General features: G+C 66.3%; 28 protein-coding genes and 2 tRNA genes. 19 read left to right on the top strand and 11 right to left on the bottom strand.

What is annotated here, in order from left to right:
- Nucleotides 1-107 precede the first annotated feature (107 nt).
- Nucleotides 108-794 carry a TetR/AcrR family transcriptional regulator C-terminal domain-containing protein gene (locus tag WFK98_RS13060; RefSeq protein ID WP_336800522.1) on the top strand — a complete coding sequence of 229 codons (687 nt, stop codon included), beginning with the start codon at nucleotides 108-110 and terminating at the stop codon, nucleotides 792-794.
- Between the two features lie 13 nt (nucleotides 795-807).
- A complete protein-coding gene (gene ilvC, locus WFK98_RS13055) occupies nucleotides 808-1827 on the top strand; it encodes a ketol-acid reductoisomerase (RefSeq protein WP_336800521.1) in 1020 nt (339 codons plus the stop codon).
- Between the two features lie 218 nt (nucleotides 1828-2045).
- On the opposite strand, the gene WFK98_RS13050 is transcribed toward ilvC, so the two are convergent.
- A complete protein-coding gene (locus tag WFK98_RS13050) occupies nucleotides 2046-2411 on the bottom strand; it encodes a BA14K family protein (protein WP_336800520.1) in 366 nt (121 codons plus the stop codon).
- A 341-nt stretch (nucleotides 2412-2752) separates the two neighbouring features.
- On the opposite strand from WFK98_RS13050, the gene WFK98_RS13045 reads away from it, so the two are divergent.
- Nucleotides 2753-3778, top strand: coding sequence for a hydroxyacid dehydrogenase (locus WFK98_RS13045; RefSeq protein ID WP_336800519.1), 1026 nt, complete (start codon nucleotides 2753-2755; stop codon nucleotides 3776-3778).
- A gap of 107 nt (nucleotides 3779-3885) precedes the next feature.
- Here WFK98_RS13045 and WFK98_RS13040 read toward each other — a convergent pair whose 3' ends face one another.
- Nucleotides 3886-4251: a BA14K family protein gene (locus tag WFK98_RS13040; RefSeq protein WP_266338381.1), complete on the bottom strand. Its 366-nt coding sequence runs from the start codon at nucleotides 4249-4251 to the stop codon at nucleotides 3886-3888.
- Nucleotides 4252-4438: 187 nt separating this feature from the next.
- On the opposite strand from WFK98_RS13040, the gene WFK98_RS13035 reads away from it, so the two are divergent.
- Complete coding sequence (locus tag WFK98_RS13035; protein WP_336800518.1) at nucleotides 4439-5344, top strand: PhzF family phenazine biosynthesis protein; 906 nt, start codon at nucleotides 4439-4441, stop codon at nucleotides 5342-5344.
- Between the two features lie 141 nt (nucleotides 5345-5485).
- Here the strand turns inward: WFK98_RS13035 and WFK98_RS13030 are convergent, their stop codons facing one another.
- Nucleotides 5486-6574 carry a glycosyltransferase gene (locus WFK98_RS13030; protein WP_336800517.1) on the bottom strand — a complete coding sequence of 363 codons (1089 nt, stop codon included), beginning with the start codon at nucleotides 6572-6574 and terminating at the stop codon, nucleotides 5486-5488.
- Between the two features lie 394 nt (nucleotides 6575-6968).
- On the opposite strand from WFK98_RS13030, the gene WFK98_RS13025 reads away from it, so the two are divergent.
- A complete protein-coding gene (locus tag WFK98_RS13025; protein ID WP_336800516.1) occupies nucleotides 6969-8537 on the top strand; it encodes a 2-isopropylmalate synthase in 1569 nt (522 codons plus the stop codon).
- Nucleotides 8538-9070: 533 nt separating this feature from the next.
- Here WFK98_RS13025 and WFK98_RS13020 read toward each other — a convergent pair.
- Nucleotides 9071-11278 (bottom strand): esterase-like activity of phytase family protein, encoded by a 2208-nt coding sequence (locus tag WFK98_RS13020; RefSeq protein WP_336800515.1) that lies wholly within the window; start codon nucleotides 11276-11278, stop codon nucleotides 9071-9073.
- Nucleotides 11279-11503: 225 nt separating this feature from the next.
- Between WFK98_RS13020 and WFK98_RS13015 the strand changes: the two genes are divergently transcribed.
- From WFK98_RS13015 to WFK98_RS13005, 3 genes are all read left to right on the top strand, one after another.
- Nucleotides 11504-11579, top strand: a tRNA-Lys gene (locus tag WFK98_RS13015).
- A 59-nt stretch (nucleotides 11580-11638) separates the two neighbouring features.
- Nucleotides 11639-11714 (top strand) — tRNA-Lys (locus WFK98_RS13010).
- 172 nt (nucleotides 11715-11886) lie between these two features.
- Nucleotides 11887-12252: a hypothetical protein gene (locus WFK98_RS13005; protein ID WP_336800514.1), complete on the top strand. Its 366-nt coding sequence runs from the start codon at nucleotides 11887-11889 to the stop codon at nucleotides 12250-12252.
- Here WFK98_RS13005 and WFK98_RS13000 read toward each other — a convergent pair whose 3' ends face one another.
- The 7 genes from WFK98_RS13000 to WFK98_RS12970 all read right to left on the bottom strand — a co-directional run bounded on the left by WFK98_RS13000 (nucleotide 12253) and on the right by WFK98_RS12970 (nucleotide 15881).
- Nucleotides 12253-13518, bottom strand: a complete 1266-nt coding sequence (locus tag WFK98_RS13000; RefSeq protein WP_336800513.1) for a hypothetical protein — start codon at nucleotides 13516-13518, stop codon at nucleotides 12253-12255.
- A gap of 35 nt (nucleotides 13519-13553) precedes the next feature.
- Nucleotides 13554-13754, bottom strand: coding sequence for a hypothetical protein (locus WFK98_RS12995; protein WP_336800512.1), 201 nt, complete (start codon nucleotides 13752-13754; stop codon nucleotides 13554-13556).
- Nucleotides 13751-14140, bottom strand: coding sequence for a hypothetical protein (locus WFK98_RS12990; RefSeq protein ID WP_336800511.1), 390 nt, complete (start codon nucleotides 14138-14140; stop codon nucleotides 13751-13753). The genes WFK98_RS12995 and WFK98_RS12990 overlap by 4 nt, the downstream gene beginning before the upstream one ends.
- A complete protein-coding gene (locus WFK98_RS12985) occupies nucleotides 14137-14397 on the bottom strand; it encodes a hypothetical protein (protein WP_336800510.1) in 261 nt (86 codons plus the stop codon). Before WFK98_RS12985 ends, WFK98_RS12990 begins: the two co-directional genes overlap by 4 nt.
- Complete coding sequence (locus tag WFK98_RS12980) at nucleotides 14398-14790, bottom strand: helix-turn-helix domain-containing protein (protein ID WP_336800509.1); 393 nt, start codon at nucleotides 14788-14790, stop codon at nucleotides 14398-14400.
- Nucleotides 14787-15077: a hypothetical protein gene (locus WFK98_RS12975; RefSeq protein WP_336800508.1), complete on the bottom strand. Its 291-nt coding sequence runs from the start codon at nucleotides 15075-15077 to the stop codon at nucleotides 14787-14789. The genes WFK98_RS12980 and WFK98_RS12975 overlap by 4 nt, the downstream gene beginning before the upstream one ends.
- A 174-nt stretch (nucleotides 15078-15251) precedes the next feature.
- Nucleotides 15252-15881 carry a helix-turn-helix domain-containing protein gene (locus tag WFK98_RS12970; RefSeq protein WP_336800507.1) on the bottom strand — a complete coding sequence of 210 codons (630 nt, stop codon included), beginning with the start codon at nucleotides 15879-15881 and terminating at the stop codon, nucleotides 15252-15254.
- 116 nt (nucleotides 15882-15997) lie between these two features.
- On the opposite strand from WFK98_RS12970, the gene WFK98_RS12965 reads away from it, so the two are divergent.
- The 11 genes from WFK98_RS12965 to WFK98_RS12915 all read left to right on the top strand — a co-directional run bounded on the left by WFK98_RS12965 (nucleotide 15998) and on the right by WFK98_RS12915 (nucleotide 22123).
- On the top strand, nucleotides 15998-16225 hold the full coding sequence (locus tag WFK98_RS12965) for a helix-turn-helix domain-containing protein (protein WP_336800506.1): 228 nt from the start codon (nucleotides 15998-16000) through the stop codon (nucleotides 16223-16225).
- Nucleotides 16222-16653, top strand: a complete 432-nt coding sequence (locus WFK98_RS12960) for a hypothetical protein (protein WP_336800505.1) — start codon at nucleotides 16222-16224, stop codon at nucleotides 16651-16653. Before WFK98_RS12965 ends, WFK98_RS12960 begins: the two co-directional genes overlap by 4 nt.
- On the top strand, nucleotides 16650-16841 hold the full coding sequence (locus tag WFK98_RS12955) for a hypothetical protein (RefSeq protein WP_336800504.1): 192 nt from the start codon (nucleotides 16650-16652) through the stop codon (nucleotides 16839-16841). The genes WFK98_RS12960 and WFK98_RS12955 overlap by 4 nt, the downstream gene beginning before the upstream one ends.
- Entirely contained in the window at nucleotides 16841-17695 is an 855-nt protein-coding gene (locus tag WFK98_RS12950; RefSeq protein ID WP_336800503.1) for a ParB N-terminal domain-containing protein, read from the top strand. Before WFK98_RS12955 ends, WFK98_RS12950 begins: the two co-directional genes overlap by 1 nt.
- On the top strand, nucleotides 17692-18042 hold the full coding sequence (locus WFK98_RS12945) for a hypothetical protein (RefSeq protein ID WP_336800502.1): 351 nt from the start codon (nucleotides 17692-17694) through the stop codon (nucleotides 18040-18042). The genes WFK98_RS12950 and WFK98_RS12945 overlap by 4 nt, the downstream gene beginning before the upstream one ends.
- A complete protein-coding gene (locus tag WFK98_RS12940; RefSeq protein ID WP_336800501.1) occupies nucleotides 18039-18647 on the top strand; it encodes a hypothetical protein in 609 nt (202 codons plus the stop codon). Before WFK98_RS12945 ends, WFK98_RS12940 begins: the two co-directional genes overlap by 4 nt.
- Before the next feature lie 3 nt (nucleotides 18648-18650).
- Entirely contained in the window at nucleotides 18651-19325 is a 675-nt protein-coding gene (locus WFK98_RS12935) for a Lar family restriction alleviation protein (protein WP_336800500.1), read from the top strand.
- Nucleotides 19322-19894 carry a hypothetical protein gene (locus WFK98_RS12930; protein WP_336800499.1) on the top strand — a complete coding sequence of 191 codons (573 nt, stop codon included), beginning with the start codon at nucleotides 19322-19324 and terminating at the stop codon, nucleotides 19892-19894. Before WFK98_RS12935 ends, WFK98_RS12930 begins: the two co-directional genes overlap by 4 nt.
- A 100-nt stretch (nucleotides 19895-19994) precedes the next feature.
- Nucleotides 19995-21056: a DUF7146 domain-containing protein gene (locus tag WFK98_RS12925; protein WP_336800498.1), complete on the top strand. Its 1062-nt coding sequence runs from the start codon at nucleotides 19995-19997 to the stop codon at nucleotides 21054-21056.
- Complete coding sequence (locus tag WFK98_RS12920; protein WP_336800497.1) at nucleotides 21053-21382, top strand: hypothetical protein; 330 nt, start codon at nucleotides 21053-21055, stop codon at nucleotides 21380-21382. The genes WFK98_RS12925 and WFK98_RS12920 overlap by 4 nt, the downstream gene beginning before the upstream one ends.
- Nucleotides 21383-21457: 75 nt before the next feature.
- Complete coding sequence (locus WFK98_RS12915) at nucleotides 21458-22123, top strand: hypothetical protein (RefSeq protein WP_336800496.1); 666 nt, start codon at nucleotides 21458-21460, stop codon at nucleotides 22121-22123.
- The last annotated feature ends 199 nt before the right edge of the window (nucleotides 22124-22322 follow it).

Genomic DNA, 22322 nt, shown 5'->3' with positions numbered 1-22322 from the left:
GGAACCGTACCGTACGGTACGCTGCACTGCAGCATGAGGTGGGTGCCAGAAATGCGCGGCCCGCTTCGGCTGGGCGCCGACCGATCGCAGACGAGGACCGTTTCCGCTTGGCTTCCACCCCCGCAATCGCAACCGGCAACGAGGCCCTTTCCCCGCGCCAGAACGCGGTGCTGGAAAGCGCGCTCGGGCTTCTGGTCGAGGGTGGCGAGCGGGCGTTGACGACGGCCGGCGTGGCGCGGGCGGCGAACTGCTCGAAGGAAAGCCTCTACAAGTGGTTCGGCGATCGCGACGGGCTGCTGGCGGCGATGATCACCTTCCAGTCGAGCAAGGTGAAGGCCGAGCCGGCGGCGTCGGGCGCGCGGGGCAGGGCGGTGCTCGCCGCTCAACTGGCCGGCATCGGCGCCAATCTCCTCAAGGTGCTCGCCGGCGACGTGTCGCTGGCGCTGAACCGGCTGGCGATCGGCCAGGCGCGGCGCGGCGAGGCCGATCTCGGCCAGCTGCTGCGCGAGCATGGCCGCCGGCCGATCGAGACGCGGCTGTCGGCGCTGCTCGAAAGCGGCCGTCGCGAAGGCCTGCTTGACTTCGCCGACACGCGCGAGGCCTATCGCACGCTGTACGGCCTGATCGTGCGCGACATGCATGTGCGCCTGCTGCTCGGCGACAGCCTCGACGGCGAGGAGCCGTCGAAGCGGGCGGCGCAGGCGGTCGACCAGTTTTTCCGGCTTTTTGGCACGGAAGAGAATACCGGACCGGCCCCAGAGAGGACCGGCGCGGGAAACGAACGGACGGGATAGAAAGGAACATCCTATGCGCGTTTATTACGATCGCGATGCCGATCTCAACCTGATCAAGTCCAAGAAGGTCGCGATCATCGGCTACGGCTCGCAGGGCCGCGCCCATGCGCTGAACCTCAAGGATTCGGGTGCCAAGGACGTGGCGATCGCGCTGCGCCCCGGTTCGGCGACGGCCAAGAAGGCCGAGGCTGACGGCTTCCAGGTCAAGACGGTCGCCGAGGCCGCCGCCTGGGCCGACCTGATGATGATGGCCGCTCCCGACGAGCTGCAGGCCGACATCTACAAGGACGAGATCGCCCCGAACATCGGTGACGGCGCCGCGATCGCCTTCGCGCACGGCCTCAACGTCCATTTCGGCCTGATCGAGCCGAAGTCGACCGTCGACGTCGTCATGATCGCCCCGAAGGGCCCGGGCCACACGGTCCGCGGCGAATACCAGAAGGGCGGCGGCGTGCCGTGCCTGGTCGCGATCGCGCAGGACGCCTCGGGCAACGCGCTCGACCTGGCGCTCTCCTACGCCTGCGGCGTTGGCGGCGGCCGTTCGGGCATCATCGAGACCACCTTCAAGGAAGAGTGCGAGACCGACCTGTTCGGCGAGCAGGCTGTCCTCTGCGGCGGTCTGGTCGAGCTGATCCGCGCCGGCTTCGAGACGCTGGTCGAGGCTGGCTACGCGCCGGAAATGGCCTATTTCGAGTGCCTGCACGAAGTGAAGCTGATCGTCGACCTCATCTATGAGGGCGGCATCGCCAATATGAACTACTCGATCTCGAACACCGCCGAGTGGGGCGAGTACGTCACCGGCCCGCGCATCGTCACCGCCGAGACCAAGGCCGAGATGAAGCGCGTCCTGAACGACATCCAGTCCGGCAAGTTCACCTCCGACTGGATGCAGGAATACCGCGCCGGCGCCGCTCGCTTCAAGGCGATCCGCCGTAACAACGACGCGCACCAGATCGAGGCCGTCGGCGCCAAGCTGCGCGAGATGATGCCCTGGATCGGCAAGAACAAGCTGGTCGACAAGGCCCGCAACTAATCGGTTCGGTCTTCGGAAGACCCTCACCCCGGCCCTCTCCCGCATGCGGGAGAGGGGACACGCATGACCGGTTGAAACCGCTGGTCCGCGCGGAGGAAGAAAAGCCCTCGCCCGCTTGCGGGAGAGGGTTGGGTGAGGGGCCTTCTGGCCTTCGAAACAAAAAGCCCCGCGGGAGCGATCCCGCGGGGCTTTTTCTTGTTTGGCTCGCGCCGGCTGGCTCAGTAGGAGCCGCGGCAGCGATATTCGTAGCCGTCGGCGCCGATGAACGTATCGGTCTCGGGGCTGTAGCTGCGATAGCGGTCGAGGCAGTAATCGACATGGGCGCGCCAGGCGGCGCCGCGCGGCGGCGGAACCTCGTAGTCGTAGGCGTAGGCGCGCGGCTGCGAAGCCATGGCGCCGATGCCGAGGCCGAGCAGCGTGCCGGCGGCGAGGCCACCGATGACGGCGCCGCTATTGTCGCGGTGATAGTGGCCATAGTAGCGCGGGCCGCCATGCCAGCCATCGGCGGAAGCGGTCGTCACGGTTGCCGTGACCGCAAGGATGCCAAGGACGCCGGCGAGCGACGCGGTAACGAAGCTTCTCATCGCGAAGCCTCCTGTTCGTGAAGCCTGAGATGGCGTGAATATCCCGCCGCATCGGGGCAAAACTATGACTGAAGCAATTCAGTCTTGGGTTGCAGAACTACCTTGGGTGGTGCCGCTGTTGTTGAATTAACCAGATATAAACCAAGAATAGAGGTATTCACGTTGCATGCCGCTGCGGAATGCGGGCGGCGCGTGGCGCGCCGGCCGGCGGCGGTGGCCGCCCGGGCGCTGGATGGAACGGGCCGCCCCGGACCCTGTCGCGTTTTCTTCCCGCGAACCGGTAGCCACTCCGCTCGAAAACGCTCTAGGTTGGCCGCCAACAAGAACGGGAGGAAACGGACTTGTCTGAAGGAATCATTCTAGTCGATCCGCTGCCGCGGACGCTCGACCTGATCATGGAGCCGGATGTCCGCGCGCGGCTTGAAAAGCTGGGCCGGCTGGTGATCTCGGAAGACGCGCCGATGTCGGACGCCGAGGTCGACGAACTGCTGCCGGAGACGGTGCTGATCTTCGGCCAGACGGCGCTGCCGCGCGAGCGGCTCGACCGGGCGAGGAAGCTGAAGGGGGTCATCAATGTCGAGACCAACTTCCTGCCCAACATCGACTACCAGGCCTGCCAGGAACGTGGCATCTGGGTGCTGACGCCCGGCTCCGCCTTCGCCGCCCCGGTTGCGGAGGCCGCCCTCGGCATGGCGATCGATCTCGCCCGCGGGATCACCGCCGCCGACCGCGATTTCCGCGCCGGCACCGAGCAATATGGTCTCGCCGCCAACACCGAGACGTTCCGCTTCCATGGCGCGCCGGTCGGCATCATCGGTCTCGGCGATCTCGGCAAGACGCTGCGCGACTATATCCGTCCGTTCCGGAACAAGGTGAAGGTGTTCGATCCCTGGCTGCCGGACGAGATCATCGAGCGCCACGATTGCCAGCCGGCCTCGCTCGACGAGTTGCTCTCGACCAGCCAGGTCGTGTTCGTCTTCGCGGCGGTGACGGGCGAGAACCAGGGTTTGCTCGGGAGCCGCGAATTCGCGCTGATGAAGAAGGGCGCCGCCTTCCTGCTGATGAGCCGCGCGGCGGTGGTCGATTTCCCGGCCATGCTCGACGCGGTCCGCTCCGGCCATATCCGTGCGGCGGTCGACGTGTTTCCGGAAGAGCCGGTGCCTGCCGACGACCCGGTGCGGAAGATGGAGGGCCTCCTGCTTTCCGCCCATCGAACGGGCGGCACGGTCGACGCGCTGTTCTCGATCGGCCGCATGGCCGTCGCCGATGCCGAACTGATCCTGCGCGGCCTGCCGCCGCAGCTCTGCCGTCGCGCCGATCCGGCGCTGGCGAGCCGCCTGCGCTCGAAGCCGGTCAGCGTCACGTAAAAAGCGGACGACCCGCCGAAGGGGGATCGGCGGGTCGTCTGTCATGGGAGGTCAGTTCGAGAGGGTTCGGCTCGCCCTTGGGGGGCAGGCGAGCCGATTGAGGCTTCCTAGTAGGAGCCGCGGCAGCGATAGGCGTTGCCATCGCGGCCAATGAAGGTGTCGGTGCGCTCGTCATAGGAGCGGTAATTGTCGTAGCACCAGTCGGTGTGGGCGCGCCAATTGGCGCGGACGACGCGGCGCGGCGGTGCGCGGTAGCCGTCGTCATAGACAGGGGCGGCGTAGCGGGGAGGGGCGACCTCGTAGCCATCGTCATAGCGCGGCGCGGCGAGCAGGGCGCCGACACCGAGACCGACCGCGGCGCCCGCCGCGAGCGCGGCGTTGCGGCCATTCTCGGCGGAAGCGGTCTCGGCCGTGCCGACGACGGCGGTGATGCCGATCAGGGTGGCAAGGGCGGCGGCAGCGATCTTCTTCATGTTCGACTCCCTGGGTGGGTGGGCCTGTTGGGAGCCTTTCTAGTGCCGCCCAGCTGAATGCCCGCTGAATGGGTCATTCATCTTACGCGGCCCCTTCCAACGCTATGATCGCCATCACAACGGCGCCGCGCACGCGTCTCGTGCTATGAGAAGGGTCCCTCCCAATTCGATCCGCGAGGCAGCCTCGATGCGCCGCTATGCTCTTCTCGACGTCTTCACCAAGCAGCCGCTCGCCGGCAACCAGCTCGCCGTCGTCCTGGATGCCGAAGGGCTGAGCGACGAGCGCATGCAGGCGATCACGCGCGAGTTCAATCTGGCCGAAACGGTGTTCGTGCTGCCGCCGGTCCAGCCGGGACACCGCGCCAACCTGCGCATCTTCTGCCCGGCCTATGAGATGCCGTTCGCCGGCCATCCCACGGTCGGCACCGCCGTGCTGCTGGCCCTGGAGACATTCGGCGACTCGGCCGCCGGCCAGGATTCGGTCTTCGTCGTCGAGGAGAAGATCGGCGACATTCGCTGCGCCGTCGCGCTTCATTCCGGCAAGGCCGGCCACGCCATCTTCGACGTGCCGCGCCAGTCGGAGCCGATCGAGGCTGAGATTGACGACGCGGCGCTGGCGGCGATGCTCGGGCTGGAGCCGTCACAGCTCGGCTGCGAGAATCACCGTCCGTCCCTCTATTCGGCCGGCGTTCCCTACCTCATGGTGCCGGTGCGCGATCTCGCGGCGATCGCCCGCGCCCGGCCCCTGATCCAGCATTGGAGCAACGCGCTGCCGGCCGGCGTCGGCAGCGTCTACCTCTACACGCGCGAAACGACGACGAAGGACCATCATTTCCACGCCCGCATGTTCTGGCTGGGCGAGGGGATCATCGAGGATCCGGCGACGGGCTCGGCCGCCGCCGCCTTCGCCGGCGCGGTCGCCGCCTTCGACCAGCTTCCCTCCGGCACCCATCGCTTCGTCATCGAGCAGGGTTTCGAGATCCACCGGCCGAGCCTGATCTCGCTCGAGGTCGACGTCGAGAACCACGCCCTCAACGCCAGCCGCATCGGCGGCGACGCCGTGCTGATCGCCCGCGGCACGCTGGATATCTAGGGAGATTAGGCCCTCACCCCACCCCTCTCCCGCAAGCGGGCGAGGGGGTAGAAGGCACCTAGCCTCGCCGTCTCCGCCACGCGGGCGGAAAAGCCCTCGCCCGCTTGCGGGAGAGGGTTGGGTGAGGGGCTTGCTTGCTGCCTACTCCACCCGTGCCGGGGCGCCGTCCAGCGAGCGTCCCAGCACCGTGGCGACGACGTATTCGGCGCGGGCGCGGAGCGTGTGGTGCTCCAGCGTGTAGGCGCGGGCGGCGATCGCCATGCCGGCGAGGCGGTCCGGGTCCTGCAACGCGCCGCGCACGGCGCGCGACAGGCCGCCCGGCTCGGGCGAATAGTAGAAGCAGTGCTCGCCGTTGCGGAACGGCTTGTGCTGGTAGATCGTCGGATAGTTCATCACCGGCACGGTGCCGAGTTCGCTCGCCTCGTAGTGGCGATAGCAATCCCAGCCATAGCCCATCGGCGACCAGGCTAGCCGCGCCGAGGCGAGGCGCTGGTAGAAGGTGTTGCGGTCGAGCGGGCCGTCCGGCACGTCGATGACGTAGCCCTCGTTGCGCAGCGCCAGCAATTCCTCGATGCCGTCGCTGCGGACGGTGCTGTTCGGGTGGGTGTCGCCGGCGAAGAAGACGTCGGAGGTCTTCATCGTCGTTGGCTCGGCGGTCGGCTTGCGCGGATAGCCGAGATGGATCGGCCTGAGCTTGCGGATCCGCCGCTGCGAGCTCTTCTTCAGCCGCCAGCGCCGGCCGGGCAGGTCCCAGTGGCTCGACTTGAAGAACACCTGCCACTTGTCGGCGGTCAGCTCGCGCTTAAAATAGCTGTGGCAGCGGTCGATCAGGCCGAAATTGTGGGCGCCGATGCCGAACGAATCGTTGATGTCGATCACCGCCACCGGCACGTCGTGGAAGCGGTGCATCAGCCGCGCCGCGGCAATGGCGAACAGCGCCTTCGGCGCGCGGACGTGATAGTCGCGCAGGGCCGTCAGCCAGGTGCGCGGATGCCAGGCCGGAAGCGTCGGGCCGTCGACGACGACGAGGTCATAGTCGCCGTCGCGCAGCTTTTCCAGCGTGCGGAAGAAGGCGCGGGGGCCGAAAAGCGGCGCCTGCGAGCCGCCCGGCTTGCGCGCGGCCCAGAAGAAGTCGGTCTGGTCGGGCGCCGCGTTCAGGAACAGGCGCGTGTTAATGTCGAGGATGCGCAGCTTGCTGCCGCCGCTCGCTCCGGCAATGTCGACGGTCATGCTCGCCCGATCCTCTCGTTCGCGTGGTCTATAGCAACCGGCGAAATCGCGATGCAACAGAAACGGCGAAGGCCCGATTGCCGCCTTGCTTCGGGTGGGGGTCCTTTGCTATGGGTCTTCCAGTCTGATCCCGGCGTGACGCCGCGCGGTCCGGCGGAATGTCAACGAGGGCGAGAGCGTGCAGCTCTTTTCGATTCATGGTTCCGGGTTCCAGGTTGCGTCTGACGCGACCGGCCGTGCCATGTCCGCTCTTCGTGGTCTGCTTCTCCTTAGACGCCCCTGAGCGTCGGCTGCCCCGTGACGGGCGGGCACTCAGGGGAATGAAAGCGAAGACCTCCGCCATTCATGCCCTGGTCGCCATGCGAGCGCCGGGCACCCGATAAGGAAGACCATAATGACCGCGAATGCCACCTCGTCCTCGTCCAAGGACCGGATCGTCATCTTCGACACGACGTTGCGCGACGGCGAGCAGTGCCCCGGCGCCTCGATGACCTTCGAGGAAAAGCTCGAAGTCGCCGAATTGCTGGAAGACATGGGCGTCGACATCATCGAGGCCGGTTTCCCGATCGCCAGCCAGGGCGATTTCGAGGCCGTGCACGAGATCGCCAAGCGCGCCGGTGACGGCGTCACCATCGCCGGCCTGGCCCGCGCCATTTCCGGCGACATCATCCGCGCCGGCGAAGCGGTGCGCGTCGCCAAGCGTTCGCGCATCCATACCTTCGTCTCGACCTCGCCGATCCATCTGGCCCACCAGATGCGCAAGACCGAGGAGCAGGTGCTCGACATCATCTCGGCCACCGTCGCCCAGGCGCGTAACCTGGTCGAGGACGTCGAGTGGTCGGCGATGGACGCCACCCGCACGCCGATCGAATACCTGGTTCGCTGCGTCGACGCCGCCATCAAGGCCGGCGCGACGACGATCAACCTGCCCGACACGGTCGGCTATGCCGTGCCGGAAGAATATGCGGCGATGTTCCGCCAGGTGATCGAGCGCGTGCCGGATTCCGACAAGGCGATCTTCTCGACCCATTGCCACAACGATCTGGGCCTCGCCGTCGCCAACTCGCTGGCCGGCATCGCCGGTGGCGCGCGCCAGATTGAATGCACGATCAACGGCCTCGGCGAGCGCGCCGGCAATGCGGCGCTGGAAGAGATCGTCATGGCGATCCGCACTCGCCGCGACGTCATGCCCTATGACAGCCGCATCGACGCGACCATGCTGACCCGCGCCTCGAAGCTCGTCTCCAACGTCTCGGCCTTCCCGGTCCAGTACAACAAGGCGATCGTCGGCCGGAACGCCTTCGCGCATGAGAGCGGCATCCACCAGGACGGCATGCTGAAGAACGCCGAGACCTACGAGATCATGACGCCGGAGAGCGTCGGCGTGAAGGCGACCTCGCTGGTCATGGGCAAGCATTCGGGCCGCCATGCCTTCCGCTCCAAGCTGAAGGAACTGGGCTACGAGGTCGGCGACAACCAGCTGGAAGACGCCTTCAAGCGCTTCAAGGACCTCGCCGACCGCAAGAAGCACGTCTATGACGAGGACATCGAGGCCTTGATCGGCGACGAGGTGGCCGCGGCCGCCGAGTCGATCCGCCTGTTGTCGCTGACGGTCATCGCCGGCACCGGCGGCGCCGCCAAGGCGATCATCAGCCTCGACGTCGAAGGTACGCACGTCACCAAGGAAGTTTCCGGCAACGGCCCGGTCGACGCGATCTTCAACGCGATCAAGGCGATCGTGCCGCATGACGCGACGCTGTCGCTCTACCAGGTGCACGCGGTCACCGAAGGCACCGACGCGCAGGCCGAGGTCTCGGTCCGCCTCGAGGAGGACGGCAAGTCGGTCACCGGCAAGGGCGCCGATCCCGACACCATGGTCGCCTCGGCCAAGGCCTATCTGTCGTCGCTGAACAAGCTGATGGTGAAGCGCCAGCGCCAGCACGCCCAGGCCGTCAGCGCCTGATCTGGTTCTGGTTCTCTGAAGTTCAAACGGCCGCGTCGACGACGCGGCCGTTTTCGTTTTTGGGTTTGGCAAGACCCTCACCCGAACCCTCTCCCGCGCGCGGGAGAGGGGGCGATCGCGCCCGACCTACCGCCGTCCCTCTCCTTGAGGGAGAGCGAAGCTCTTGAGAGGTGGCAGGCGCATGGGCTCGAGGCGGCCAACGCTTCACCGTCATTCCTGCGAAAGCAGGAATCCATGCGCCCGCTTGGCCGACCGCCGTCGGAAGGGATGCGACGTCGCCGGCGCGTCGTATGGCGATGCCCTTGCTCTCGACAGCGGTGGATCCCTGCTTTCGCAGGGATGACGGTTGAGGTTGGCTCGGTCCTGCAGCACCTCCTGAGGCGCGCTGGAGAGGACGTTCAGCCAAGCTGAGCCCAAAAGCCCTCGCCCGCTTGCGGGAGAGGGCTGGGTGAGGGGCTTTCTTGCCATCCCAAAACGGAAACGGCGCCCTGCTTTTGCAGGACGCCGTCCGTCGTCATTCGGATGATCGCAGCCTAGTTCGGCAGCGAGACGTCCAGGCGCAGGAACTGCGTCTCGCCGGAGTGGTCGTCGACGCCGTCATTGTCGGTGATCGCATAGCCGTTGCCGGCGGCGTCGAGGGCGAAGCTCTCGATCTTGTCGAGCACGTAGCCATTGGTCGCCTGCAGCGCCGGCAGCAGGTCGTAGAGGTCCTTCTTCACGACCTTGGGCAGTTCGCCGCCGAGCGGGGCCGGCTTGATGCCGTCGAGGCTGATGAAGGTCAGCTTCTTGATCTTTGCGTCGCGGCCGATCTGGTTGTCGCGCTCGATGGCGACGAGGCCGCCAGGAACCGCGGTCAGTTCGGAGAGACCGACCCAGCCCTTTTCCGCCTTGTCGAGCGGGTAGTGCACGGCGGCCCATCCCTTCGAGGCGGGCTTGTAGGCGAGGAGCTTGGTGAAGCCCTTCGGATCGTCCTTCCACTCGCGCTGCACGGCGACCCAGACCGTCTCGTCGGCGCCGGTGCCGACCACGGTCACGCCCTCGAAGCCGAAGCGGGTGGCGTGGGCCGCCAGCGCCTCCGGCAGCGCGATCTCTTCCTGCACGACGCCCTTGGCGTCGACGCGCAGCAGCGACGACTGCGTCTTGTTCTTCTCGCGCTCGGGATTGCCTTCGGACGCGAGCCAGAAGCCGCCATCGCTCGAAAGCGCGATGCCCTCGAGGTCGAGCAGTTCGACCGGCTTGCCGTCCCTGGTGACGGTCATCTCGTCGGTGATGACGGCCGGGGTCTTGGTGGCGTCGATGGTGAGGATGCGGCCGATCGACTGGGCGCTGTCGATGACGGCGTAGAGCTTGCCGGCTTCCTTTGCGTCGGCGACGGTGCCCGAGAGGGCGGCCCAGCCGATCGGCTTGCCGTTCTTGTCGGCCGAGACGATGGTCGGGTAGGCGGCCGGGGCGTCGGAGCGCTCATAGATCGTCACGACGGAGCCGATCAGGCCGTCCTCGCGCAGGTCGTTCTCGGCGGCGGTGACGAACAGGTTGCGCGACGGGATGGCGAGCAGGCCTTCCGGACCGATGCCGCCCGGCAGCGCCTGCAGCAGGGTCGGGGCCTTGCCGGCGCCTTCGTCCTTGTAGACGCCGACGAGGGAAGCGCGCTCGGAACCGACGAAGATCAGCTTTTCGGAACCGAAGGTGCCGACTTCGGCGCCTTCCGGCTCGTTGCCCTTCTTGTTGCGCTTTTCCGGATAGTGGCCGAGGCGGACGGTCTCGTATTCGAACGCGGTGCCACTGTCATATTCGAGCGTGCCGTCGACGTTGAAGATCGAGAAGCCGCGCGAGCCGCCCTTCCAGTCGCCCTCGTTCGAGGTGAAGAAGCGCGTGTCGTCGATCCACTGCACGCCGTCCGGCTCGCGGGCGACGTTCTCCATCTTGCCGGAGAGGTCGATCACGCCGTCCTTCTTGACGTCGATGCCGTCGAGATCGACCGTGCCGGCCGGGAAATGGTTGACAACCTTGCCGGTGGCGAGGTCGGCGATGACGATGTGGTTGTTCTCCTGCAGGGTGAGAACGACCTGGTTCTTGTCGTTGATATCGACGAATTCCGGCTCCGGATCAGTCGGGGCGATCGCGGCGAGGCCGGTGACGTCGATCACCGTCTTGGTGGCGCAATCGACGGAACCGTCAGCACCGATGGCGAAGCTGGTCAGGTTACCGCCGGGAAGCTGCGGGATGGCGCCTTCGTTGATCTCCTCGTCGCGCTCGTTCTCGATCGCGATGGCGAGGAACTTGCCGTCCGGGCTCCTGGCGAGCGAATCCGGCTGGCCGCCGAGGTCGCAGGTCGCCTTCACCGTCTTGGTCGCGAGGTCGACGATGGCGAGATGGCCCGAGGGCTCGCTCTTCGACTTCGACGTGACGACGCCCACCAGGGCGATGCCGCCAGCGACGACCGTCGAGGTCGGTTCGCCACCGAGCGCCACCGTGCCGGCGGGCTTCGGCGCCTTCGGATCGGCGATGTCGATCAGGCCGATGCGCTCGCCGGGGCTGTCGGTATAGACCAGCGTCTTGCCGTCGGCGGTCGCGGTGATGATCTCGGCGACGGTCTTCTTCGCGGCGTCGGCATCCCCGGGCAGGTTGTCGACGACGTGGAAGGTCGCGATGCGGTTGAAGTGCTCGGCGGCATTCGAGGCGAGGGCGGTGCCAGCGAGAAGCGTGGCGGCCAGCGCGCTGCGCAGGATCGGCTTGAGCATAGTTTCCTCAATCATTTCAGAGCGGTCCGTGGCAGGGACGCCGTGGATTGCCGGCAATAGACCGGCCGCGCATGACGGGGAAATGACGGTTTCGACGGGCTTGCTGCCCCGCTCACGAAGATTTCCACAATCCCGTGAATGCGTGGCTGGACAGGCCGGGGGCGCTTTGCTACATACCGCCTCGTTCCGGGGCGCCACGGTCCACACCGAAGCGCCGACGAACATGGGTGCATAGCTCAGTTGGTAGAGCAGCTGACTCTTAATCAGCTTGTCCTAGGTTCGATCCCTAGTGCACCCACCAAATTCGATCATTCGCTGGTCGTGGAGCCTGGTTTCTTTCGCTCCGTCGTTTCCGCGAATGGGTGCATAGCTCAGTTGGTAGAGCAGCTGACTCTTAATCAGCTTGTCCTAGGTTCGATCCCTAGTGCACCCACCATCTAATTCGCTAAGGCCGTCAATCAGTTAAGCTGATTGGCGGCCTTTTCATTTCCAGAACAGGACGAGAACGTGAGACCGCGTGAGACCCGCTAGAAGGTCTCACGTGAGACCTTTCGTTCTTTTCCTGCTGATTTATCGTGAGACCTTCCTGCTGACCGATGGGGGGAATCATGGTCGATCGTCGCTGGAATCGCTGCGTTGTGATGGCGGCCGTCATCCTGGGCGGCTGCACGCAACTCTACTGGGTGAAGAATGACGGCACCTGGATCGCCGATAATCCGGGGCTGCTGCGTCAGCTCGAGACGGACAAGGCGATCTGCAACGGCAGGGCGGCGGGTTCTCGTCTCGGTGGTTCCGTGCCGCGCTCTGAGGCCACGGTGAAATCCGGACCCGGCCGGGCATGGTCGGAAACCTCTGCCACCTATGACAACCTGGCGCGCAGTCTAGATCGCGCGGCCGATTCGGCTGACGTCTTCGAAGGCTGCATGGCGGAACGCGGCTACAGGCGCGCGCCAGCGCCTGTAGGCCGGTCCTGATCAGAACTTGGTGCCCTTGGCGTCGAGCCACACGCGCATCTTTTCCATGCCCGATTTCGCCATTTCCGGATGGCGGCCGAGGTAGTGCTTCATGATCGTCGTCGCGCTTTCCTCGGTGTGCCCGGTGATCGAGACGATTTCCGGGATTGTGCAGCCGGCGCGCGCGAGCCAGGTCACGGCCGTGTCGCGCAGGTCCTGGTCGTGGAAACCCTCGAGCGAGGGGCAAGGCTCGACCGTCCATAGCGGTTCGTTGCGGCCCTCGAGGGCGGCGGCCGCGGTGCCTTCGGCGTTGAGGACGCCGGCGACGGCAGCGGCCCGCACCTTCGTGAACTGCTTGCGGTAGGCGTCGCCCTCGTCGTCGGGCCACGGCCGCCATTTCTGTTCGTCGATCAGCACTTCCGGGAATGTCACCTTGCGGGCGGCGCGGCGGAGGCGGGCGGCCTGCAGGCGGACGTCGAGCTGCGGCAGGGCAGGGACCGTCACCACGGCGCCGGTCTTCGACTGGCGGAACACGATGCTGCCATCGATGCGGGCGCGCTCGACCAGGCGCAGGCGATCGTTCTGGCGCTGGCCCGTCACCAGGCCCATGAGGATCGCATCGCCGATCTCCGGCAGGCCGAGGGCATCGGCGGCCGCGATCAGCGTTTCCATTTCCTCGATCTCGCCGGCGCGCAGGCGCGGCGGTGTCGCCTTCATCTTGAGCTTCAAGAAAGGATTGAGCGGGATCGTCGCCTCATACTCGCCATAGGCCCGGGAGCACACGGCGATGATGCCTCGAGCCATGGCAAGGCCCTTGTCGGCCGCTAGGCGGCGATAGAGGCCCTTGGCGACAATTCGCGACACGGCCGCCGCCGGCGACGCCCATAGCTCCGGATCATAGGCGGCAAGCACGTCGGCCATGCTGCGATACCAGCGGATGGTCTTGGGCGCGAGGGCGCCCTTTCGCTCGCGCTCGCGGCGATCGTCGATCGGCTGCATTTCGCCGAGGCGGAAAAGGTGGTCGATGACATGGCCGACCGTCATGGCTGTCGGCCGCTTCGGACGCGCCAGGCGCTTGCCGTCCGCCTTGGCCTGGCGGCGGCTGGCGATCTCGATCTCGAAATCCTTCGACCAGGCGATCGCCTCGTCGAGCGAGAACCAACGGCCGTCCGGTTGTTTCAGGTCGCGGCCCTGATAGCCGAGCGCACGAAGGTGGCGGCCGGGGATGAACCTCGGCCGGCCGGCCCGCCATGTGACATGCGGGATCTTGATTTCGACTTTGCCCATGGAACGGCGAAATCCTAGCGGGCGATCGGGCGACGTTACGCGCGATGTGCCAGTGGCGACAAGGGACATGGCTCAACCTCTCCGGCCCGGGCTCGCTGCAGGATTGCAGCGAGCCCGTCATTGCTGGCCCGGAATGCGGCCGCCTCGAGCTGCAGGCGCTCGATGCAGGCATCGAAGCGGAGGCTCGTCTGCCGGAAGGCCTGGGCGGCCGCGCGGATCTCCTCGAGGGACGTCATGCGACTGACCGCGCTTCTTGCTGTTCGCGGACCTGCAGCATGAACCCCGCCAAGTATCCCTTCTGCAGGAAGCCCAGATTGGCGTGCAAGCATGGCGTGCAAGGCGCATCGTGAGACGTCCCGACCAGCCTGCCGAGCAGCTCCGCAAAGGCAGAGCTGGCGTAGATGATGGCCGCCTCAGGCGAGGCGTGTGCGTCGATCAGTTGCTGGATTGCCGTGGTGGCCTTCTCTATGAAGGCTCGACGTGCAAGCTGTTCTGCGACCGACGTGCGATTGGGGCTGTGCTGCGCCAGCAGGTCGCTGACGATAGGGTTGATGGGAAGGCTCCGGCTCGGGTCCGACCAGAACTGGACCGCGACGGCAACGTTGGGATCTCTGACGCTCATGCTGCTTTCCTCGGCCGCTTCGCCTCGACGTGGGCGCGACCCTTTGGGGTGATGATGGCGGCGGCCTTGCCGGCCGCCGTGCTGCTGATGAGAAGCCCGGCGCTGATCAGGGGCTTGATGGTATCCAGGCGAAAAAGGGATCCGCCTCGGGGCCGGTAGCCGTTGTGCACGCGATAGAGGGGGCCGCGCGCGGCGGCCCGCAATGCTTCCAGGCGATGCTTGGTGAGCTCCGGCGAGGGATGAAGCTGATCCGCCATCTACTCGGCCGCCTCGAGCTGAAAGTTGGCCGCGTGCAGGGCGTCGACGAGCTGCTCGACGCGCCGGCGATCGCCGCTCGGCAGGTCGCAGAAGCGCCGGACGACGGCGGTGTCCGCGATCGTCAGGCGGGCGGCGTCGCGGGCGATAGCGGCCGTCACCGGATCGCCGTCGTCGGCCAGCAGGCGCCCGGGAGGGATCCGCAGCGCGCGCGAGATCTGCATGAGGCGGGACCCGCCAATGCGGTTGGTGCCCTTCTCGTACTTCTGCACCTGCTGGAAGGTGACGCCGATTTCCTCACCAAGCCGCTCCTGGGAAAGGCCGGCGGCCATGCGGAGCGTCCGGACCCGGGCGCCGATCTCGACGTCCTCAACGTTCGGGGATTTCGCGCTCATGCCGCATACCTTTCCTCGAGCTGTGCCTGCGCGGAAGCGATCGGATCCGCCGCGTCAGGCACGGCGCCGTCCGTCAGTGGGGCATAGGTGCCGGCATTGGATCTGATCCAATGGTGCACGGCGGGGGCGGACCAGCGGGCGCCGGCGCCGGGAATGCGGGACGGAAAGCCCTTGGCCTCGAGCTTCGGCCGCATCTGGCGGAAGCGATCGGCCGAGACGTGAAACAGATTCGCGAGGTCCGCGACTGTCAGGGTAAGAGCGGGCGAATTGCCCGTGTTTGCGTGCATAAGACGCCTCCTTTCGTGAACCGAACGGAAGCGATGAATGCATTAATGCATTCTCATGTCAATAAATGCATATGCATTCTGACTTGCAAGCGCTATGGGGCCGAGTGAACCACGGCAATGTGCGCGGCAAAATGCATCCCAATGCACTTACAAATTGTAAACATGATGGGGAGGTCAGCTCGCCTTAGCGAGTTGGGCGGGCGCCCGTATCGAGGTGATGACGGAGCCCTTCACGATGACCGTGTTGTCATCGATCATGTAGGGGCGACGGAAGGTCGGATCCGTCGACGAAGGCATGAGGAACGGCGGTTCGTATATCCGGAAAACCGTTTCTGTCCGGCCGCGCGTCCAGTCATAGACTTGGGCGCACACGACATTGCCGGCGACCGGCTTGGCGTTGAGGTCCACCAGGACAACGTCGCCGGGCATATAGCCGATCAGGTCGAGGCTGCGCGTCGTCAGCACCCATGCGTCAACGGCGTTGCGGCCGCCCTTGAATGCCTCGAGATAGGCACGAAGGTAAGGATTCTGCGATCCCTGGAACGGTGCGGCCTCCGCCTCGGCGAGGCCGCGGCCGCCATTGGCCGGGCTCTCATAGGCGCGGACGCCTGAGGCGTCCTCGACGGCCTTCACAGTACGGGCGGACAGCGTCCGGCCCTCTTGCGCAAACTTGGCGTCGTTCTTCCAGCGCGTCAGGGTGCTGCTGTTGATGCCGGCTTTCCGAGCGAGGTCGGTCAGCGTCCAGCCCATGGCCGTGCAGATAGCATCAATCCACTCGATCTGCGTATCCCGTAGGTCCTTCATGGCTCGGACCATAGACGGGTGCGAAATGCAGTTCATTGCGCAACTCTGCCCTTGACCATGTGCATTTATGCATAAAAGCATGTGCATATGAAGAGGTGATTCGTGGAGTTGCTCATATGCACGGTGACACCGATCGTCCCGTCCTCCCTGACTTCCCTGAAATCGAACGGCAGCGCCGTCTGTTGGGGCTGACGCAGTCGGAGCTCTGCCGGAAGGCCGAGATCAATGAAGCGACGTACACGCGGCTGAAGCACGGCACGACGGCGGGCGCCAATGCGCGGACGCTGCGGCGCCTGGCGGACGCGCTTCTCGCGGCGGCGCGTCAGCGGGGGGCGGCAGAATGAGCGACGCCGTCAAGATCGAGATCCTGGCCGAGATCCTTCTGCCCGATGGCGCGACGACCAGGCGCATGCTCGGCCGCGAGCCGGCGAGCGGCGCCTGGTGCCTCTGCGAGGAAGCGGCCGGCGGTGATCGCCGCATCCTTTCCGAAATGGTCACGCCCGAGCTGGCCGAGAATTACGCCCTGGCGATCCTCGCCGGCGATGACCGGACGATCACCAAATCGCCGGCGCGCCTCGCCATGGCGATCCTGATTGTCGGCGTCTGCTACCTGCGCAGACAGGCCGACAAGGCGGCGCCGCCCGAATTCCCCCCGGGCGGCGCCGAAACCTCCGGCGACGGGCGCGGTGTGAGCGCGCCTGGCGCCGCGCCGGCGGCCGAACCTCCCCCGGTCGCCGGCGATCTTTTCTCAAGCAACGGATCTGGATCATGAGCGCTTCCTCCTGGGCCGTCGCCGCGACCGGCGCCGCCTTCATGCTATGCGGCCTTCTCTGCCTGGCTGGTCCGACCGTGGCCGACATGGCGCCAAGCCGTGCTGTCGCCCTGATCTTCGGTTCGGGTGTGGTGGCGCTATGGTTCGGCGCCGAGCTGATCGCCTTCGCGGCGATGAGGGGGGCGTGATGGCGGATTTTCGCAAGATCGATCCGTCCATCGTCGACCGGCCCGAGCATGTGAACCCCGGACCCGCGCCGCAATTGCGCTGGCTCGAGATTGAAGAACTCGCCGTTGATGAGACCTATCAGCGGCGCATTTCCGCTGCCGGCAAGCGCGCTATCCGCGCCATCGCTGGCGACTTCGACTGGTCGCAGTTCTCGCCTGTCCTGGTCGCGCCCATGGAGGGCGGCGGATATGCGATCATCGATGGGCAGCACCGAACGACTGCGGCTGCCATCTGCGGCTTCGCAAGCGTGCCTTGCCAGATCGTGCTCGCTGATCGCCGGCAACAAGCTGCGTCCTTCGCGGCGGTAAATGGCAAGGTGCAGCGAATTACCTCGATGCAGGTATTTTTCGCGGCGCTGGCGGCGGCGGAGCCGTGGGCCCTGGCCGTCGAGCGTGTCACCAGCTCGGCCAAGGTCACGGTGCTGCGCTATCCCGTCAGCGCCAGGCACGCCGAGCGAAACCCGCACAGTACGATGGCCGTGAAGGCGATCGCGGGAATCATCGACCGCTTCAGTGAAGATCTCGCCAAGGCGACGTTGGGGCTGTTCACCTCGACGTCGCTCGGTGACGAGCCAGGTCGCATCGGCGGCCTATGGATTTCGGCGCTCGCGTCGGCGCTGGCCGAGCGGCCCGCATGGGTGGCGGATAGCGACCGCCTGCGCTCGTTCGCGGATGGGCTCGACGCCGATCGCGCGGTGGTGGCCTCCCGCGCCTGGCGCCTGCAGGGCACTAGTGCCGCTGAGGCTCTGGCGGTCGAGCTCCGCCGTCTCCTGGACGAATCGATGCCGGCGCGCATCGCGGGGCCGGCCACATGACTGCAGCGCAAAGCGATCCGATCAAGCTTCTGCGCGACCTGCTGAAAATCGGCCGCGCCGTCATGGACTGCGGGCGGTGCGAGGCGCTCGCCGCGAGCGAGATCCGCCAATTGTCCGAGGCGCTCAATGCGGCCGAGCTGCGGGCGCTGACCGAGGATGGCCCACTTATTCGACACTTCGAGGCCGCGAGCATCTTCCTGCAGGCCCTGTCCGCAATCGAGCGCCATCACGAAGTGCCTCACCAGCATGAGCGCTGGACGGTCCTCGCCGAGGCGGCCGCACGCCTCGTCCGCGCCGATATCGATTGGCTGATCGAGGCCCGCGCCGCCGCCGAGGTCTCGCCGTGAACATGCATCTGCGAAACGTAACGGGGGTGGCGACCATGTCGAAACCTGGCGTCATTCGGCGGACACCGCTCGAAAGTGCCTGCACTTTGTCAACCGCCTCGCCCTTTGCGGCGCGGCTCGAGATGCTCGATCGAGATCGACGCCGGGCCAATATCTCGATTTCTGAAATCGCCGTCGCTGCCGGCGTCAGCGAGCGCGGCATCCGATATGCCCTTAACGGCATAAAGGGCATCCGGCCCTCAACATTGCGCCGCCTCGAGCGCGCGCTGGCCGAGCTGCAGCGCCAGGCGCGTGACCCGGCGCCATTCATCGCCGCCACCTATCGCGGGCTGCTCGTCAGCCTGGCGCACGCGGCCCGGCTGGATCCGGATCTCGTCATTGGTGCGGATCCTCGGCATGAGCGTGGTGCGATCGCCCGGGTTCGCATGCGCGCTTTCTACCTGATGGTCACGGAATTCAATCTGACCATGACGGCCGTCGCCGCGATCGCCGGCGTCACCAAGCAAGCCATTTCGAAGTCGATGCGAGAGATCGAGGACGAGCGCGACGACGCGGCCATCGACGCGATGCTCGACCGCGTCGCGCGCCAGGCGAGGGGAGGGTGAAACATGACGAAGCCAAAGCCATGTCCGTTCTGTGGCGGCGAGAACATCGAGCTCTGCGATACCTCAGTGTTTTGGTACCGCTGTGACGATTGCCTTGGTGAAACTGACAGCGGTGCAACTGCCGACGAGGCTGTGGCCAAGTGGAACCGCCGCGCCTCCCCGCCCGCGCCAGCCGTGGCGGTCAAGCCGTGGCGCGCTGCCCATGCCGCCAGTTGGCCCGAATGTTTCGGGCTAGAGCACGATGGCGAATTCGTCGTTCACCCGCTGGCGGGGTTATCTGGCCCCACCGCCCGGCGCATCGCTGAATGTCTCAATGACTACGATCGGCAGCGCATCCGCTCGGCTCTGGTCGATCCAGCGCCTCAACCTTCCGGAAATCCCGGAGAGATGCCCGCGCCAGCCGCGCCGGCATGGCGTGAATTCAATATCAACCGCAGCGTTCGGGTGAAGCTGACGGACGCGGGGGCGGTCGAGCTCAAGCGCCAGCATGACGAATTGCGCGAGAGGTTTCCTACCCTGCCGGAATGGCAGGATCCGCGCGATGCCGACGGTTGGTACAAAGAACAGCTCTGGCTGTTGATGCGCCGGCTTGGGCATATGCACCGGGCCGGTGTCGCGCCTGATCAGATGCCGTTCGCGATCGAGATTGAGATCCCTGCACAAGGGGATCCGGCATGACCGTCGTCACCTCGAAATTCGCACGTGTCGACAATGAGCTCTACGAAACCGAGGAATGGGCGACCGAGGCGCTGCTGCGGCATTTTCCTGTCGGGCCGGATGATCGGATTTGGGAGCCCGCCGCCGGCAACCACAAGATCGCCGACGTCCTGCGCGCGCATGGGGCCAAGGTCTTTACGAGCGATATCGCTGCCTACGATCGCCGGCATGACCGGATCCATGATTTTCTCGGTGAAAAGCGCATCTTTCCTGCGGATTCCATCATCACCAATCCGCCATACGGCAAGGGAAACCGCCAGGCGGCGGCCTTCGCGAGGCGCGCGCTCGAGCGCTGCGACGGTCTGGTCGCGCTGCTGCTGACGGCGAAGTTCGATTTCGGCAATACGCGCGTCGACCTGTTCCGCGATAATCCGCGGTTCCTCGCCAAGATCGCCCTGATCGATCGGATCCAATGGTTTCCCGGCGACAAGAGCGGGACCGAGGATCACGCCTGGTTCGTGTGGGGACGCGAAGACGGCTTCGCCGCCCTCCGAGGCTGGCCGACTTTGATCTACGAGGGCCGGCCATGAGCCTGCGCGGTCCTGTCGGCCTTTTCATCCCCATCAACTCGCTGATCACCAGACAGAAGCCGGTGCCGCCACGGCCGCCGGCGAAGCCGGGAGCACGGAAATGAGCCGGATCCGCCAGGCCAAGGCTGCGCTGCTCGATCGCCTCGAGGCGATCGTGCGCGAGCTCGTGCCTGGCGGCCGGAAGAACGGCAGCACCTACACCGCGAAGAACCCGGCCCGCGCCGATCGCACTGCCGGATCCTTCGTCGTCTGGCTGCGCGGCCCGGCCGCCGGCGGCTGGAAGGACTACGCAACCGGCGAGCAAGGCGACATCATCGACCTGGTCGCGCTCGCCAAGGCGACGGACCGCAAGGGCGCGCTCGCCTGGGCCGAGGATCGTTGCGGGCTGCGCTCGATGGCCGAGGCGGATCGGCGCGCCATGGAGGCGGCGGCCGCGCAGCGCCGGCGCGAGGCCGAGAAGCATGACCAGGCCAACGCGCTCCGCAAGATCGACCGCGCCCGCAAGATGTTCGCCAGCGGCTCGCCGGAGATCCTTGGAACGCCGGTCGAAACCTATCTGGCGTCGCGCGGCATCCCGCTTCGCGAGATCAAGTTCCTGGAAGACAGCTTCCGCTTTCACCCGTCCCTTGAATGGTGGATGGGGCGTCGCGACGGTGTGCCCGGGCCGCGCTTTCCCGCCATGTTGTCGCAGATGGTCGACGGCGAGGGCGTGCCGAAGGCGTTGCACGTCACCTTCATTGCGCCGGACGGCCGAGGCAAAGCGCCTGTCGAGAAACCGAAACTGATGTGGCCGGCGACGTCCGGCCTGGTGATCCGCGTCACGCGCGGCGCCGGCAACCGCAACGCCGAGACGGCCGCCAAACTCGGCAAGCCGGCCGCGTGCGGCATCTGGGAAGGGATCGAGGACACGCTGTCGGTCGCGCTCGCCGTTCCCGAGCTGCGCTTATGGGCGGCCGGATCCCTGCCGAACTACCTGCACGTTCCCGACCATGCCTGCGTCGATGGCTGGATCCTCGGCCGCGACAACGATTGGGGCAAGGAACAGGCGCAGGCGCTTTTTTCGCGTGCGTTCGAGCATTTCGAGCGCACCGGAAAGCCGGTCACGGCCGTCAACGCGACGGGCGAGGCCAAGGACATGAACGATCTACTGAGAGGTGAATGATGGAAGACGCCAAGGTTGCCGATGGTCCAAGCGGCGTCGGTCGCAAGAATATCTATGTCTGTGTCGCTTGCGGCGGCCATATTGTGACGGTCGATCGGGCGGAGGGAACGACGCCATTCATGGTGAACTGCCAGGCGACCGATGGATGCACCGGTCACATGGAAAGCAGCTTCTACCGCGTCTGGGATCAGCGCATTCGGCCATCTCATGAGTGGTACAAAGAGACTTCGCTCGAAGGCCTGACGCCCGCTGTTCTGCATCACGTCCAGATGGGCGGCCTGATGCTGCGGCCGATCGAAAACCAGCACGTTCCCCTCGATTCCTGAGCTTCGCGTCTGTTGCGTCCGCGTCGGCCTGGCATGCCGCATCACTGCCATTCCCCTTTGACCAGGAGCCTTCCGATGACGGATGAAGACCAGGCGGCGCAGCCGCTCGACCCCATTGAAAGCGCGATCTCGATCGGCCACGGCGCGGCCGTCAACGTGCTCGTCTCGCTGGCGCCGGCGGAAGCGGATCCGACCTTCGATCCGCAGTGCTGGCCGTCCTTCGGCAACGTGCGGATCGAAGACGAGACGCGCGACGTCGTCGGCGAGCTCGGCCGCTATGTGTGCTCGCGCGACGCGCCGATCGGCGGCGAGACGCTCTATCGCAAGGCGGCCGAGCTCGGCCTGCACGGTGGCGAGCCGGACGGCTGGCGCGACCAGCCGGACGCCGTGCGGCTTTCCTATGAGCTGTTCATCAATGCGACCTGGCACGCCTATGTCTACCTGCAGGAGGCGCCGGCGCCGACGGCCTTGCCGTCTCGAGCCAAGCCGGCGATCGAGGACACGATTTTCGAGACGGACGCCGGCGGCCTCGGCGAGCGCGACCAGGACATGGTCGCGGCGCTCGATGGCATGGGGACCCTGACGGCCGAGGAACGCGCGGCGGCGGCCGCGTCGACGGAGATCTCGGCCGAGACGGTCGCGGCGCAGCCGGATGGTCCGCTTTCGGTCGGCGAACGGCCGATCGACATGGCGAACCAGGTCAAGAAGCGCGGCGGCAAGCGGACGCGGTCAGCGTCCTAAGGGAATTCCATGTCAGACGAGAATGCACCCGGGCGACGTCGGATCGCGGCCGTCGTTCGGGGCGGCAAATCACGCCTCGAGGCAATGGCGGAGGACCGGCGAATTCCGGATCCTCCGATCGGCCGGCCGCGCGACGGGATCAAACCTGGCGGATGGCGGGAGGCCGGGCATCTCGGCCTTCCGCCCGATTGCCCGGTCC

The sequence above is a fragment of the Kaistia sp. MMO-174 genome (assembly GCF_037147815.1).
GTDB lineage: Bacteria > Pseudomonadota > Alphaproteobacteria > Rhizobiales > Kaistiaceae > Kaistia > Kaistia nematophila.
Note: the sequence above shows the minus strand (reverse complement) of the source record. Positions and strands in the feature narration are given on the sequence as shown.